The 15,007-nt window shown below is 52.9% G+C and carries 16 protein-coding genes; 3 read left to right on the forward strand and 13 right to left on the reverse strand.

Annotation, left to right across the window (positions count from 1 at the left end; translation table 11 throughout):
• Window positions 1–42: 42 nt before the first annotated feature.
• The 6 genes from AC1DIG_RS02455 to AC1DIG_RS02480 all read right to left on the reverse strand — a co-directional run bounded on the left by AC1DIG_RS02455 (window position 43) and on the right by AC1DIG_RS02480 (window position 8,646).
• Window positions 43–774 carry a transporter substrate-binding domain-containing protein gene (locus tag AC1DIG_RS02455; RefSeq protein WP_477765984.1) on the reverse strand — a complete coding sequence of 244 codons (732 nt, stop codon included), beginning with the start codon at window positions 772–774 and terminating at the stop codon, window positions 43–45.
• Between the two features lie 31 nt (window positions 775–805).
• Window positions 806–2,059 (reverse strand): OprD family porin, encoded by a 1,254-nt coding sequence (locus tag AC1DIG_RS02460; RefSeq protein WP_477765985.1) that lies wholly within the window; start codon window positions 2,057–2,059, stop codon window positions 806–808.
• 167 nt (window positions 2,060–2,226) lie between these two features.
• Window positions 2,227–3,549, reverse strand: a complete 1,323-nt coding sequence (locus AC1DIG_RS02465) for an MFS transporter (RefSeq protein WP_477765986.1) — start codon at window positions 3,547–3,549, stop codon at window positions 2,227–2,229.
• A gap of 59 nt (window positions 3,550–3,608) precedes the next feature.
• Complete coding sequence (locus tag AC1DIG_RS02470) at window positions 3,609–4,661, reverse strand: lactonase family protein (RefSeq protein ID WP_477766075.1); 1,053 nt, start codon at window positions 4,659–4,661, stop codon at window positions 3,609–3,611.
• Between the two features lie 248 nt (window positions 4,662–4,909).
• On the reverse strand, window positions 4,910–7,588 hold the full coding sequence (gene acnA, locus AC1DIG_RS02475; RefSeq protein WP_477765987.1) for an aconitate hydratase AcnA: 2,679 nt from the start codon (window positions 7,586–7,588) through the stop codon (window positions 4,910–4,912).
• A 146-nt stretch (window positions 7,589–7,734) separates the two neighbouring features.
• Window positions 7,735–8,646: a LysR substrate-binding domain-containing protein gene (locus AC1DIG_RS02480; RefSeq protein ID WP_477765988.1), complete on the reverse strand. Its 912-nt coding sequence runs from the start codon at window positions 8,644–8,646 to the stop codon at window positions 7,735–7,737.
• A gap of 260 nt (window positions 8,647–8,906) precedes the next feature.
• Here AC1DIG_RS02480 and AC1DIG_RS02485 point away from each other — a divergent pair, with 260 nt between their 5' ends.
• Window positions 8,907–9,068 (forward strand): type II toxin-antitoxin system CcdA family antitoxin, encoded by a 162-nt coding sequence (locus tag AC1DIG_RS02485; protein WP_477765989.1) that lies wholly within the window; start codon window positions 8,907–8,909, stop codon window positions 9,066–9,068.
• A gap of 51 nt (window positions 9,069–9,119) precedes the next feature.
• On the opposite strand, the gene AC1DIG_RS02490 is transcribed toward AC1DIG_RS02485, so the two are convergent.
• Window positions 9,120–9,419, reverse strand: a complete 300-nt coding sequence (locus AC1DIG_RS02490; protein WP_477765990.1) for a hypothetical protein — start codon at window positions 9,417–9,419, stop codon at window positions 9,120–9,122.
• Between the two features lie 199 nt (window positions 9,420–9,618).
• Between AC1DIG_RS02490 and AC1DIG_RS02495 the strand changes: the two genes are divergently transcribed.
• Window positions 9,619–9,918 carry a hypothetical protein gene (locus tag AC1DIG_RS02495; RefSeq protein WP_477765991.1) on the forward strand — a complete coding sequence of 100 codons (300 nt, stop codon included), beginning with the start codon at window positions 9,619–9,621 and terminating at the stop codon, window positions 9,916–9,918.
• 129 nt (window positions 9,919–10,047) lie between these two features.
• On the opposite strand, the gene AC1DIG_RS02500 is transcribed toward AC1DIG_RS02495, so the two are convergent.
• The 5 genes from AC1DIG_RS02500 to AC1DIG_RS02520 form a co-directional block, all read right to left on the reverse strand.
• Window positions 10,048–10,233 carry a hypothetical protein gene (locus AC1DIG_RS02500; RefSeq protein WP_477765992.1) on the reverse strand — a complete coding sequence of 62 codons (186 nt, stop codon included), beginning with the start codon at window positions 10,231–10,233 and terminating at the stop codon, window positions 10,048–10,050.
• A gap of 47 nt (window positions 10,234–10,280) precedes the next feature.
• A complete protein-coding gene (locus tag AC1DIG_RS02505; protein WP_477765993.1) occupies window positions 10,281–10,637 on the reverse strand; it encodes a hypothetical protein in 357 nt (118 codons plus the stop codon).
• A gap of 48 nt (window positions 10,638–10,685) precedes the next feature.
• Window positions 10,686–11,090 carry a DUF6957 family protein gene (locus AC1DIG_RS02510; protein ID WP_477765994.1) on the reverse strand — a complete coding sequence of 135 codons (405 nt, stop codon included), beginning with the start codon at window positions 11,088–11,090 and terminating at the stop codon, window positions 10,686–10,688.
• A gap of 67 nt (window positions 11,091–11,157) precedes the next feature.
• Window positions 11,158–11,886 (reverse strand): metallophosphoesterase family protein, encoded by a 729-nt coding sequence (locus AC1DIG_RS02515; protein WP_477765995.1) that lies wholly within the window; start codon window positions 11,884–11,886, stop codon window positions 11,158–11,160.
• A 17-nt stretch (window positions 11,887–11,903) separates the two neighbouring features.
• Window positions 11,904–12,098 (reverse strand): hypothetical protein, encoded by a 195-nt coding sequence (locus AC1DIG_RS02520; protein ID WP_477765996.1) that lies wholly within the window; start codon window positions 12,096–12,098, stop codon window positions 11,904–11,906.
• 633 nt (window positions 12,099–12,731) lie between these two features.
• Here AC1DIG_RS02520 and AC1DIG_RS02525 point away from each other — a divergent pair.
• On the forward strand, window positions 12,732–13,199 hold the full coding sequence (locus tag AC1DIG_RS02525) for a resolvase (RefSeq protein ID WP_477765997.1): 468 nt from the start codon (window positions 12,732–12,734) through the stop codon (window positions 13,197–13,199).
• 335 nt (window positions 13,200–13,534) lie between these two features.
• Here the strand turns inward: AC1DIG_RS02525 and AC1DIG_RS02530 are convergent, their stop codons facing one another.
• Entirely contained in the window at window positions 13,535–13,600 is a 66-nt protein-coding gene (locus AC1DIG_RS02530; RefSeq protein WP_477766076.1) for a hypothetical protein, read from the reverse strand.
• Window positions 13,601–15,007: the final 1,407 nt, after the last annotated feature.

Below are 15,007 nucleotides of genomic sequence, written 5' to 3' on the forward strand. Positions count from 1 at the left end.
CGCATTTGCAATTCAGAATGGCGTGATGAAACCCTGCTTCTCTTACGCCAAAGGCGCGACAGTCACGTCGGTCTGGCCGTTATCGTTCAAAACAGCACGCACGAAACCCTCTGCCTTTTTGCGCTCGACGAAATCCCGGACATAGGCTGCCCCTGCTTCACGAGCTCGCGGAACGGCCATTGCCTGCCTGATGGAAGTAAAGGCGCCATCAAGAACGCGGTATGCGGGGTTGCTGGCGGAAACTCCTTCAAGTGGCTGCCTCACACCTGCAGCCGCATCCAGGGACTGTTCGATGTACAGATCCACGGCACCAGCAGATGTTGCAGCTCGTTCAAGCTGCGCATGCTTCAAAGTGCGAGAAAGGAACAGGTCATAGGCTGCGCCTTTGCCCACCGCGATTTTCAGCCCTGACTGGTCGAGATCCTGGACATGCTGATAGGTCGACTCCGCTGCCACCAGGTAAGTACCCTCGATAATGACGTAAGGTTCACTGAACGCGATCTGCGCTTCGCGCACCGGTTCGATGGCCAGAAACGCCACGTTCCATACATTCTCCTCAAGCGCCGCAAACACTTTGCCGGCGGCATCGAACGTGACCATCTCCAGCCGTACGTTCAGCTCCTGAGCCAAAGCCTTGGCCAATGCCACCGATACGCCTTGAGGCGAACCACCCTGCCCCTGTTGAGCCAAGACAGGATTGCCGAAATTAATCGCGGCGCGCAGCACACCTTCCGGGGCCAGGTCATCAAGCACAGCACGGTTGAGAGGGGTCATTTGTTTGCTCCGAGTATGAGTTCAGTAGTCCTCACCAAATTGGCAAGGTGTAGGAAACAATCAGTCGATTTTCATCTATTCCGCGAGCAAAGCTGGAGCGATAACTGGCGTTACGCCATTTGAAGCCGACGTTCTTGAGAGCACCGCTCTGTATCACATAGCCGACGTCAGTATTGCGCTCCCATTCGTGGCCTTCTGTTGTGGAGGTCTTGGCGTCTGCATGGTCGCCACTGACGTAACGAGTCATGAATGTCAGACCCGGAACACCCATTGCCGCGAAGTCATAGTCGTAACGCAGCTGCCACGAACGCTCGCCTGGCTCAGCGAAATCGTTGATCTGAATGTAGTTGGTCAGGTATGGGTCGGTACCGTTGATGTACGGCATCGATGTGGAGCCGTTCATCTTCTGCAAGCCGACGCCGAAGGCATGCCCACCCAGGGTGTAGGTGAACAAGACATTGAGTGCACCGCTATCAATCTTCCCACCCCGAGCCGCGCCAGCGTCATCGCTGAACATGTAGCGCAGGTCGCTTTTCAGCTTGCCGGGCCCAATATCGAGGTTGTTCACTAGACCGAAAAAGCTCTGGCTATAGACATCCTGAAGTTCGGCATGCTGATAGCTGACCACCAGATATTTGTTGATCTGGTAATCGGCGCCGCCGATCCAGTAGTCATCGCCTTCTGCCGTGGTGGTGAAGCGTCGATTGCGATTGTTGAGCGTAATGTTTTGCGCATCAGTCGAGTCGCGGTCGGTCACTCGATTGAACCGAACCCCGGTCAGGGTTAGACCATCGAACTCCTTCATCGTGACCATGCCGCCTTCGAATGTCTGCGGCAAAATCCGGCCAGTGTTGGCTTGCAACGTTGGCAGCTTTGGGATGAATGTCCCGTACTTGAATTCTGTTTTAGAAATCTTGGCCTTGGCAGTCAGGCCCAAACGACTGAACTCATCGGCTGCGCGGCCATCATCATGCGTAGGAAGAAGACCAGAGCCAGTTCGATCAGGACTGGAGTCCAGTTTGACTCCCAGCATTCCCATTGCATCCAAACCGAAACCTACAGTGCCAGGCGTGTAGCCAGAACGATAATCAAGGATAAATCCTTGAGCCCACTCTTCGCGCTTGTTTTGGCCCGCGCCGTCACGAAAGTCACGATTGAAGTAGTAGTTTGTAGTTTGCAAAGTTGCTTTGCTGTCATCAACGAAGCCTTGCGCATTCACCATGCCAACTGCAAAGCACGGTGAAACTGTAATCAGAGTGCGAATTACATTTTTATTTTTATTCATGCCTGCTCCAAATGCGACACAGCAGAGCCCATCTCGGTCAGATGTGGCCGATTTCAAAGAACGTGGAAAATCAGAGGGTGAACAACATTTTCTGGGGATGGCAATGACGCCAATTACGAGACTTAGAACTGGCAGCACCTATCTGGATGCTGCCAGTTATATTTTGCTTAGTGAGCCTCTCGGGTTACCGGATTGCCAGCTTCCGCCTCGCTCTTATTGCTCACGCGCATCAGGATGGTCATGAGAAAGCCGGCCACCAGCAATGCACTCAGGAACAACAGACCAGTGGCTGCGCTTTGGCTATTGCCTTTGACCATGCCGATCAATGATGGCCCGGCGAAACCACCCAGGTTGCCGATGGAGTTAATAACAGCAATCGAGACTGCAGCGGTGGTACGGTCGAGAAAGAGTGTCGGCAACGCCCAGAACGGGGATTTGAAACTGTAAAGGCCAGACAGAGCGACACAGATCATCGCCGTCGCCAGGTAGGGGTTTTGCAGCACGCCTGCACCGACCATACCTAATGCTGCGATGAGCAATGGAATGGCGGAGTGCAACTTGCGTTCGTTGCGCTTATCGGAGCTTCGCGACCAGACGATCATGGCGGCAGTAGCAACGATGTAAGGCAGCATTGCGATCAAACCAATCTGTGTGTGCGTCAAGGAATCCGAAAAGCTCTTGATGATCTGCGGCATCCAGTAGCCAATTCCGAGGCTCCCGCACTGATACACGAAGTAGATGAAACTCAGGTACAGCACCTTGGGGTTGGTCATCGTCTTGAGCACACTCAGATGCTTGACGTTCTTGCGGCTTTGACGATCACGCTCAAGCTCTTCGAGCAACCAGGCTTTCTCTTCAGGCTTGAGCCATTTGGCCTGCTCCGGTTTGTCAGTGAGGTAAAAGTAGCAAGCAACACCCAGGAAGACAGCAGGAATACCTTCGAGGAACAACATCCACCGCCAGCCACTCCAGTTGAACCAGCTGATGTTGTCCATGATCCAGGTGCTCATCGGGGCACCGATGATGTAACTCACGGGGATAGCTGCAGTAAACAGCGCAACCGTCGTGGCCAGTTCCTTGGAGCGAAACCAGAAAGTCAGGTAGACAATGATGCCCGGGAAAAAGCCCGCTTCAGCAACGCCAAGGAAGAAGCGAAGTATGTAGAGCTGATTCGCCGTTTGTGCGAAGGCAGTCAGTGCAGCAATCGCCCCCCAGGTTACAAGGATGCGGGCAATCCAGACCCGAGCTCCGAATTTGTTCAGCATCACGTTGCTGGGGACTTCAAACAGGAAATAACCAATGAAAAAGATGCCCGAGACGAATCCAAAGGCCTCACTGGATAGCGCCAATTCTTTGTTCATTTGCAAGGCTGCATAGCCGATGTTGGCGCGGTCTAGGTAAGACACGATATAGAGCAGAAAAACGAACGGGATGATGCGCCACGTAACCTTACGTACGATGGCGGACTCATCAAGCTTATTGTTATTCATGGCGACCTCATCGGAGCAGACCTTAGCCCGCTCCCTTCATTATTGTAAGACTCGACCGGTCAGGCCGAGAAAATCATGCAGACAGGGCTACCGGTCGACACCGTGAACCCCGTTTTACTCAACGCACCGGTCTTGGCATCCGTCGCCATTGAGATAATGGTGTCGCTGTCCTCATTAAGCGCAAACAGGAAACGCTCGTTAGGCGTAAGGGTGAAAAAGCGCGGCGTCTTTCCGTCAGTGGGCATGAACTCCACGGCGCTGAGCATCCCGGTACCCTGATCGATGGCGAAAACTGCCACGCTGTCGTAGCCTCGGTTCGACGCGTAGAGGAAACGGCCACTGCGGTCGATCTCAATCTCCGAAGCACGGCTGTTGCCGGTGAAAGTCGCCGGCAGTGACGGCAACACTTGTATTGGCGAAAGCGCTCCCGTCTGGCCATCGAACCGGTACGCGGTCACGCTTGAATCAAGCTCATTGATCACATAGGCAAATCCAGCCTTGGGATGGAACGCCAGATGACGCGGCCCTGCACCTTCTCGGCTGGTCACAAAAGGCTGATCTGCCGGATATAACTTGCCGTTGTCGAATTTAAAGCTGAACACCCTGTCCAGACCTTTGTCAGGCACCAGCACAAATTGGCCCGAAGGATCGAACGGGTTGAAATGCGGCTTAGGGAATGGCTGCTCGACGCGGTGTGGGCCCAGCGGGCCTTCCAACTTAAGCAATTGGTTGATACTGCCAAGCGATCCATCCTCGGCGATGTTCATGACCGCCAACGATCCACCAACATGGTTGGAAACAACCAGAAAGCGCTGCGTAGGGTCGAGGGCCAGGTGAACCGGGTTCTTACCTTCACAACTTTGGCGGTTAATGAACGTGAGCTTGCCAGTGGCTTTATCTACGCTGAAAGCACTGACTTCCGTCATGTCTCCATGCACCGTGTACAACCGATCTCCGGCCTTGTTGAGAGCAAGAAATGATGGGTTAACCAGATCCTTAACGACCTGCACAAGAGCCAGCGTACCGGCGTCTTGATCGACCTTGTAAACAGTGATCCCTTCACCGCGTGCTTTGCGCTCACGTGTAGTGCGCGACCCGACATAGGCGTACATAGGTGTATTTCTCCGTGACTCAGTATTGTTATTCAGAAGGCTAGCGGCCTGTGCGAGACCAGAGGGCAACAACGCACTCAGCGCTGAAATGCCGGCTACAGTGCCCATCTGTTTGAGTACAGTTCGGCGGGTTGCGCCGTTTGAAGCAGGCAAGCGGGTGCCTGCGCCCTGATCATCGCTGTGCATAGATGCGTCCTTCTTATTGTTAATCGCATTTTGTCCGGCCCCTGAGCGAGGCCGGGGTCGAATCAGTGCTGCGTTCGCGCTACCACTTTGCGGATGACGAACGGGAGAACGCCTCCATGCATCAGATAACGAATCTCTTGCAGCGAATCCAAACGGACACTCAGCTCAACATGCTGTTGGTCGCCATTTCCACGATGGATAACCAGAGTCACTCGGTTGTCACCTACAACCAGGTCATCCAGGCCGATGAAATCGAAGCGCTCGTCCCCCACAAGATGGAGGTCACTCACTGACTGCCCACTTTTGAATTGCAGTGGAATCACACCCATGCCAATCAGGTTACTGCGGTGGATACGCTCAACGCTTTGCGCCACCACCGCCTTAACTCCGAGCAATGCCTGAGCTTTCGCGGCCCAGTCACGACTGGAGCCTGCGCCATAGTTGATCCCTGCAAAAACGACCATCGGGGTCTGCTGGGCGGCATAACTTTTTGCTGCCTCATAGAGCTGCAGGCAGGCACTGTGATCCGCGTTCCAAGCCCACACTCCTAGCCCTGGCTGGTTCTCACCCAACTGTAAGTTCTTGACCGACTTGTTGGTGAAGGCACCACGCAACATGACTTCATGGTTACTGCGGCGAGTGGAGTATTGGTTCAAGTCTGCTGGATCTTCACCGCGTTCGAGTAACCATTGGCCTGCCAGGCTATCCGCCGGAATGGAGTAGGCTGGGGAAATATGGTCGGTGGTCACGTTGTCACCCAGTACCATCAGCGAACGAGCGCCGCTGATCGCCAAGCTCGTTTTAGGTTCGCGAGCGATGTCAGCCAGGTATTGAGGTCGACGCAGGTATGTCGAGTCTGGACTCCAAGGAAATTGCACGCTGCCCTCTGCCGACAGAGCTTGCCAGTGATGGGTACCCTCCCAAACCTTGGCCAGACGCTTCTGAAAGAACTCAGGTTTAACCGCTTTGGCAGCTTGCTCGGCAATTTCACCGTCCGAAGGCATCAAGTCACGCAGATACACGGGATTGCCATCACGATCATTGGCCAGTGGATCAGATTGAAGGTCGATATCAATGGTGCCCGCGATGGCATAGGCCACGCACAAAGCCGGTGAAGCCAAATATCCCGCTGGAATCTTCGGATTCACCCGCCCTTCGAAGTTTCGGTTGCCGGACAACACCACCACGCCTTTCAGGCCTTGATCGGCGAACGCATCCACATGTTCTTCAAGCGAGCCCGAGTTACCGATGCAGGTCATGCAACCAAACCCAGCCAGATCAAAACCCAGTGCGGAGAAGTCCTCCAGTAGGTTTGCCTCCGCCAGATAGTCCGCGACTACGCGAGAGCCTGGAGACAAGGAAGTTTTAACCCAGGGCTTGCGCTGAACACCCAGCTCGCGGGCTTTGCGGGCCAGCAAGCCAGCCTGGATCATCTGCGCGGGGTTCGCGGTGTTTGTGCAACTGGTGATTGCCGACATTACGACCGCGCCGTGAGTGATCGGCTGACCAAAAGAGGGTTCAAAAAAGCTCTGCTGCGCAGGAGCTGTGATCAGCTTTCCTTCACCCATCACTTCCCGACGGAATGAAGCGGCAGCATTCGAGAGCTTCTGACGCTGATGCGGTTGGTGAGGGCCGGCGACACTGGGCTCAATCGCAGCCAGATCCAGATCGATCAGCTCATCAAACTCCGGCTCGGCGAACTCATCCCGACGCCAGAGCGGCTGAGCGCTCATGTAGCTGGTGACTTTCCGGCAAAGCCCCGGAGACCGGCCACTGAGCTCCAGGTACGAAAGGGTTTCGTTGTCGAAAGGGAAGAACACTACGGTCGCACCGTATTCAGGCGCCATGTTGGAGACAGTGCCACGTGCGGCCCAGCTCAGCCCGGAAAGACCAGGGCCAGTGAACTCTACGAACTTACCGACGACTGAACGCTTGCGCAGAATTTCCGCCACATGCAACGACAGATCGGTAGCAGTCACTCCGGGACGCAACGCATTGGTGACGCGAATACCGACAACCTTTGGAAAGCTGATTGGCACTGGCTCGCCAACCATAGCTGCCTGCCCTTCCAGACCTCCGACACCCCAGCCCAGTACACCGATGGCGTTGATCATGGGAGTGTGGCTGTCGGTCGCCACCATATCGTCCGGATGCAGCAGCCGTTGACCATCCTCGGTGGTGCTTTCCCACACCACTTGTGCCAAGGCTTCCATGTTCATCTGGTGAATGATGCCGGTGCCAGGAGGAATCACGCCGAAATTGGTCAGGCTCTTCTGAGCCCATTTGATGAAGCGGTAGCGTTCGCTGTTGCGGCGAAAATCGATGTCCAGATTCTGCTCGACCGCATCCGATTCAGCGTAGTGCTCAACGATAACGGAATGGTCAATCGTCAATACGGCTGGGATCAGCGGATTCATGGTTTTGGGATCGCCGCCCAGCTCGGCTACAACATCGCGCATGCCAGCAAAGTCAGCCAACGCAGGCAGACAGGTGGTGTCGTGGAACATCAATCGATTGGGTTGAAATGGCACTTCACAATCAGGGCCTTGGCCAATGGCACGAGCCAGTACAGACGGCAGTGCTTCGGGGGAGCAACGCGCTACGTTCTCCAGCAGGATTCGGATCGAATAAGGAAGTTTCGAAACCTGTGCGGAGGAAAGCATCTTGGTCAGGTCGACATAGGCAAATTGCTCTTCGTCGATCACCAGATGATTGATGAGGTCGTAGGCAGTCTCGGTCATTCTCGTATCGCTCAGGCTTTTTATAATGGTCGCGGGATTCGGGGGCTAGCCGATCTATACCGCTGATGAGCCGATACTAGGACTACTTCAGACTGGTGAAAATTGATGAATCGCCATAGCAGCGTTCTCCAAAGGAGAACGCTAAATTAGTTCTCTATTAGCCTCAGATTGTCGATGAGAGTTTTTAGCGTGGATGGGGCCGTGTCGTATCTTTTGACGACTAACTGCAACGACCTGTGGGCCCAGGGCTCGTCTAGCGTCACTGCTTTCAACTTATGGCTGCGCAGGTATTGGTTTATCACGCTACGTGGCAGGACGGCCAGCCCCAGCCCCGCAGAGACCATCCGACACATGCAGTCGAAGCTACTGATCCTGATTCGAAGCTTGAGCGCCATACCTAGTTTCTCAGCCTCGGTGGTCAGCAACGTGTGCATCGAGCTTTCAAGGTGAGGCCCGACAAATTCGTGCTCCAGCACTTCCTGGAAGCGGATGGTCTTGCGACCGGCGAGCGTATGCCCGCCAGGCACAACCAACGTCAACTCATCATTGCGATACGGTATTGCTTCTAACCCTTGAGCAGGTGTCTGACTGGCAATGATGCCAAGATCTGCTCGGCCATCCGCGACCGCCCGAATAACCGCAGACCCGACTCGCTCCTCGATGTCGAACTTAATTTGTGGATAAAGCGAAACGAAGTCGGCGATGTCCTGAGGAAGGAACTGAGAAAGAGCGGAGGTGATCGCATGAATACGCAGATGACCTTTGACCCCAGCTGTATAGTCACCAAGCTCTTGGTCAAGCTGCGTAAGCGTCTGCCTCACCTGACGTGCATAGAAAAGCAGTGATTGTCCCGCCGGGGTAAGATCCACTCCTCGGGCGTTACGCACCAAGAGCGGCGCTCCGATCTGGCTTTCGAGCTCAGACACGCGCTTGCTGATCGCAGAGACGGCCAAGTGCTTCATGCGGCCCACTCGCGTCAAGTTCCTCTCTTCCGCGACAGTTATGAAAATATCCAAGCTGGTCAGGTCATAACGCACGGCGGTTTCCTTGATACCCATTTGGGATGATCTACGGCTGCACGATACAACCGGAGAACAGGCCGATGGTAACTGTCGTTGGAAGTCTATGGCTAACGGCAGTGCGAATCCGTGGGCAAAATGCGTTCTTGAACGCCTCTATCGAACTGTTTGAGCATTGAGGTGTGATGGACTCGCCGTGCAGGTTGGAATATTGCAACCAGGAACGGTCTACTTGGCCGCATAAAATACGTGGCTTGCTTAGGAGTAAGCTTGGTTATCGCGGCTGAGGAGACAAAACCATGCAGACCCAGGCAGAGATTCAATTGGAGCTGGCTCTGGCCGAGGCACTTTGGACGAAGCAGTGCGAGCAATGGCTGGCAGAGAACAGTGAGGCCATTAATGCCTACAACGAACGCGTGGAAGCCTATGGCGTTTTCCGCGACTTCGTACGGATCTTCTGAAGCCTAAGCGAGTTTTGAGATTCCTCAAAAACGACTGTGGAAATGGGACTGTCATTCGTCTCCCCAGGGATCGAATTTGTCCCCATACCTAGCGTGTAAGGCGCGATTGCGTTCGATCCGCCTAATCCACGGATCGTAGTCCTCGGGCAAAGCGGCGAGTTTAGAGCTGACCATCATTTGCACCGCCTCGTCACGCAGTAACCTGCTGGTCAGCTCGCGACATTCACCACGCGTAACCGCACCATAAATAGCGTGATTATCTTTTACATAGAGGTCAGTCATTCCCACACGCATATGGCCATATTTTTCTACGTCATCGGGGTAGATGTCCTCTAGGCTGAGGTATCCCATATCGAACTCCGGGCTAAAGATGTGCTCGTTGAATAGCACTGTCTGTACGCTCCACAATGTTCAAAGACGCCATGGAAAAAGTGCACCATCATTGCAATCGCTCCTTCGCGCCCGCGCCTACAAAAACCAGCCATCAACAGACGATTAGATGTGCGCATAGTAGCTTCCGGCATAGACGTAACCGTTGTGAGACTCCGCTTTGAACACACCTAACGCGCATGCCGATTTCAACACCATGATCAACGCACCGAAATTTTCCGACGACCCCGTTGGGCACCGGCAGAAAAAGCGGTGGCAGCTCATCGCTGAAGACATCTACAAAAGCACGTCCAAAGAGGCGTTACTCGAAGCAAGAGGCAGAGCCGAGGGCTACATCCATGGCCTTGTAGACGCTGGGCATTTATCGACGAGAGACACCGATCGCGACTATCTCATTCTGAGCGTCGTTCAACGACGGCGTGATTTTTTGCAGAGGTTGCTGCACGAATATCGTTACTGAGCCATGACGAGCTGCGAATCCGTCCGGCGGCAAAATGAGCATCCCAGGATAGAAGCAATCTGAAGCGCTCCGCACGACTGACTCGGAGCGCTACTGACTAAAACCGTAAGAGGCCTAGCGAGTAATTTTTCAGAGGTCTGACGGAGCTTGAGAAATAAACTTGGCCTGCATCGACTCCCACTCCACCATTGAAATAAGCACCGCAGTCCTGCGTTCCCCGTCGATGAAAACCGGTTTTCGAGTCATGATCACTTGGTCAAGCAACTCGTCAAAGTGGGTTGTTGCTCGAGCAACTGACCATCGTTCTTCCTTCATGTACCTGGCCCTATTTCGAGAAGAAAAAGCGGACATCTCACCATCATTCAGAAATGGTCGGCGGACTCGAGAAGCTTCAGAAAACTCGCTTTGCCGAGGCCTCGTTTGAAGCTAGCGATGACGTAATTACCATCTTGAGTTTCGAGTAGCCAAAACCGCCCTTCTTTCCTCGCTGACTGAATTTTACCTGTGCCAAGAATAGAACCATCTGCTCGGTGATACGCATCATCCTGCTCAGAGTGATCGAAAGACACCCCCAGGCACCTATCCTCCATGATCACTGCATCGCTGATGAATGCCGTAACAGGTACTGTGTATTTCCTAAGGCTCGCCTGCACGAGGCGACCTAGTTGAAAATCGGTGAACTCTTTGCTGTGAAACTCCACTTCCAGTGCCTCAGGCATCCGGCCATATCTCCAAACGATTCAATATGTATTTACGGCGAGCACCGCTCAGAACGCTTTCATCGAAAAAGCCGTGGCCACGCTTGCCTCTTTTCTCTGGCCAGCTCCGAGCAGCAGATACACAGTACTTTTGGTTTCAAACATGCAGCCTTCCGTGAATGATTTTCCGAAATTGCTGCGCACCCACATTTGTGGCTGGAAGCGCCCCTTACTGTCCAAGACGACTTCGTGAGCGAAAAGCGTCGCGGGAAGTAACCCGAGGTTCGTAAGCTTTTCCTTTTCATCGGGCGTCACTGTGAGGTCGATTAAAATCCACTGTTTCACCACACAGAATGCTTTGCCTGGGAATGACTTTGCTGCCAAAGAGATTAGGTCTTCTTGTGAGCCTTCCCAGCCGGCAACCTCTTCCCCAGCCCCGTAAAAAAGCTGCGAGATTTCCTCCAACGTCACCATCAAAAATTCTCCATCTCATTAGGTGTGACCTACCACGTGAGCTTTGCCAAATGACCAGTTGCTGGCATCAAAGCTCGATCAAAAAATCCGGATCGAACCCAGTCTGTTGATTTGGATATCCGCGAGGATTTGAAACGACTCGGCATCCATGCTTTAAGAAATCCGCTGCAATGTGGGTATGTCCGTAAATCCAAAGATCCGCTTTGCCCAGAAGCTCCGGCCAATCGTTGGCGTAGGCTGCGTTCAGGTGTGCAGGAAGATCATCAGCCACGTGATCCAACGCCGGCGCATGGTGTGTAACTACAACCGTTTTGCCATCAAATGGCTTGTCTAGTTCCTGTATGAGCCAGGCATAAGCTGCTTTAGATTTAGCGATCAGGTCATCGGGACGAAGGCGTCGGTAATTCTCATCTTTTCTGATGACGGTGAAGTCGTTCATCCATTCCCAGGCAACGCGTTTCGCGGCAGCAACGTCTCCGGTCGACGAGTAATCTGTCCACGCCGTCGTGACCAAAAACCTGGTTTGATTGAGGATCAAGACTTGGTTTTCAAGGACGTGGACATGTGGCGCTGCTGCCTCCTTCATCTTCCGCAACGTCTGATCAATGTGGCCACCGTAAAATTCGTGATTGCCACACACGTAGATCACAGGGCACTTGAATGTGTCGTTCGCCCATGAGACTCCACGTGATTTTGTCTGAATGTCGCCGGCGAGAATCACAACGTCTGCGTCGCTTGGGGTGGGATCGAACCGAGCAAATTCAATGTGCAGATCTGAATAGATTTGAAGCTTCATTGGAGCCGCCACGTTGGTCAGTGCTCAGCAAATTCCGGAACTACTGAAGGCGCAGTTTTTGTATCTTCGTAGATCGTCCGAATACCTGTGAGTGAACCGGCGTCGAGTCCATCTCGAACACTGCTATAAACGGCGCCACCCGCCACCTTATGAAGCAACACGCACTCGCCTTTCTGGTCATAACCGATGACCAGGCTGATTAGCTTCTCCATACGCTCTGAGAGGCCTCCATTGACCCACGGTGAAGTTATGACCTGAACCTCTTCAACAAGGCAAGTTGGGCCCTCCAGCTCCAGTAGGTTGGACAATAAAGAGGCGTCCGTTGGCATAAACCTCTTGGTGAATTGTCTGGCTCCCTCTGTGAACCGAAGGATGACGTGATACCAAGGATCAATTGATTCCCGTTCGATCATTCGCCATGCGGTTCGTCCTGGCCCCGGGAAGCCGGGTCGCCCTTCCCTATAAGATTCATGTGTAATAAACATTTCGCGTTTTCCTTACCGTCCGGATCAGTGATCAACCTCAAGTCGTCCCACTAACGATCTTTCATATCCTGGCTTTCCATAGATCCATCGAGGCGTCGAGGCGTCTGTGATGCTTGGACGCACCCTGCTGGTCACCGGCATCTCTTTGAGATCCGATCAAAAAGCGTCTGACAATACATGTGATATGTTTGGTGTTCAGGTCGCTAAAACTGCCTGATGCCCATACCCAAAAGACTCTGAAACCTATGATTGTGCGGCTTGGCTTTGAGAAGGCATCACCGCGCATTTCCGATACTACCACCAAACGTGGTTTATCGGAAGATAAGCGTTATGGCTCTATCCTCGCTTTTGGGGCAGACCATGTCGCTTAAGAATGAGATCGCCGGAGCACTCAGGGCAATCAGAACAATCCGCGGCTTTGACTACGGTGATTTGGCAGACGTAAGTGCAAAAGCAAACATCGGTAAGTTGGAGCAAGGAAAGAGCAACATCACGGTTGCCAAATTGATCGAGCTAGCAGAGGCCCTCCAATTCGATCCTATTGCTCTTATGACGCTCTGCGTCGCCATTCAGAAGGATGAACCTACCGACACCACTCTAGAGCGGGCACGTGCAGAACTCGACTCATTCAAAGAAGAAGGTGGAGAGGAGCTTGTCCGGAGTCAGTTTGTGGGCAAAGAGCTGAAAAAGAGGCCTTCGGGTAAGCCTGGCAATACCAAGAATGCCGATGCCGTGAGAGAGCTGAAGGCTTTAGGATTGAGTCAGGCGGAGGTGGCGCAGAGGCTTGGGTTGGCGAGTTCAACGGTGTTTCGGTACTGGCAGACTTGACGGTTTCACTACGATAATACCGCGAAGATGTGGGGTTTGATGCAACTCCCAATTGCCCTAGGCAGCTGCCATTTTGGCTGCAAGCCCTACCCTCTCACTTTGAAAATTGAATTTTCCATTGCTTCGTAAACATCGAGGGAACACACCGCCCGAACTCCAGTACTAAAGGTGATGGTGTCGGCATTTAAGCGAACGCGATAACACTTATGGCCTTTTGATGAGGGCTGGATTTCATGCAGCCTGATCTCATTGCCATTCGGAATGTCTTGTGACCCTCTGGTTTACCGGCGGCCCCGGGCAATCGGGCCCTGTAGTATCGTACTTTTCACCCGCTATCATCTCCAGCCCATCACGACCAGGAAGACATGGTGCGGTTTGCCCAAGGTGATGATTTCAAACACCGCGAACCGACGCCAGATCTTCGGAGTGATCCACTTCAGCTCAATTTGCAGCAACAACAAATCAGATGCGGATTTAAGTAACTGGAGAATTTTGATGGCACAGCGCCATCACCCCAGCAAGCTACGGTCATTGCGCAATGAAGTTCAGGCGTGATCGAGAGATGATCGGGTGGCATTAGCCAGAGATTTCCCTTCGAGTGACGGTTTCAAAATGATACAAGGCCCAGGCGGTTAGCCGCTTTCAGGTCAGCTATCAATGAGCCACAAACGACGCAAACCCTAGATTTTTCAGCACTCACGAAATGTCAAGCATTATATATTTTCGGGTACCCCCTTGAATTCATTTTTTTAAAACGGAGTGTATAGTTATTGAATTCAAAAACAGCTTTCTCCAAACCCTCTCAATCAATACTCACCTTTTCAAGCAAAACTCAACTGACCTTTGCCCAACGCTTCTGACATTCAACTTGCTTACTGGCCAATTGGTAGCTTGATAAGAAAATTCATCAATGTTACCGAAAGCCTAACGAAGCCACTTTGCTTATAGAAGTCGTTTATCCGGCCGCAGGACGGCTAGCTTGTCTTTTGAGTCCAAACCAAGCGGCTAAATTTTTGGGGTAACTACGTCCAAAATTTGAGAATCGCCATGCCGTCAAAGTAAAAACAAAGAAGCTGGATTGAAAAAACTCACAGACGAGAAAATTTTAGACGGATTCGACTCCCTCCTTAGGGCGGATCGGCCACTTGGAACGTCAACCAGGAAACCCTACCCGAACTCACATCCCGAGGTGACACCATCCCCTTCTCCCGCATATCTCTTCAGGGCGCTCAAGAGTAGGCTTATGCAGTATTTTCCTGATCGGCACCGGCTGGCGATGGCTGAGTGCGATTTGATCTCCTACATTTCTTCGGATTACGCGTTGGTACGGCCTCTGATTCCCGGCCCCCCTCACCGCCTGCCCGAGTGTTGCAATGAGCTTTTATACGCCTAGAAGCTCGTAAAGCGTTAGCGTCTGCTCAACACACCTAAGTGGTTAGGCAGGCATTTTCGGATCGAGTTTGCGCTGATGCCATGGTTGAGCGCGACCTGGAACCGCGGCTCCGGGTAGCAGGCACTCCTACACAACATAAGTCTAGAAGGGTTTGGGATCAGAGCTTCATTGGCGCATGGAAATCCTAGCGAGATGGGCGATCGCGTCCGCTAAAAATTAGAAAGACACAATCGCCCTTTAGTTAAGGGATTCTGAAGGTGTGTCGCTAGGCACTTACAGATGGAGCAACGTAGGTAATGTCAACCGCCCTAGCAATTCCAGCTTTTAAAAGGCCATTTGTGGTCACCCCCTAATAATACGCCCCCCCCGCCTCAAGCTTAAGTCGAACCTTAACGGTATACTTTTTCTGTACTCA

The organism is Pseudomonas sp. 05N431, from assembly GCF_056397005.1.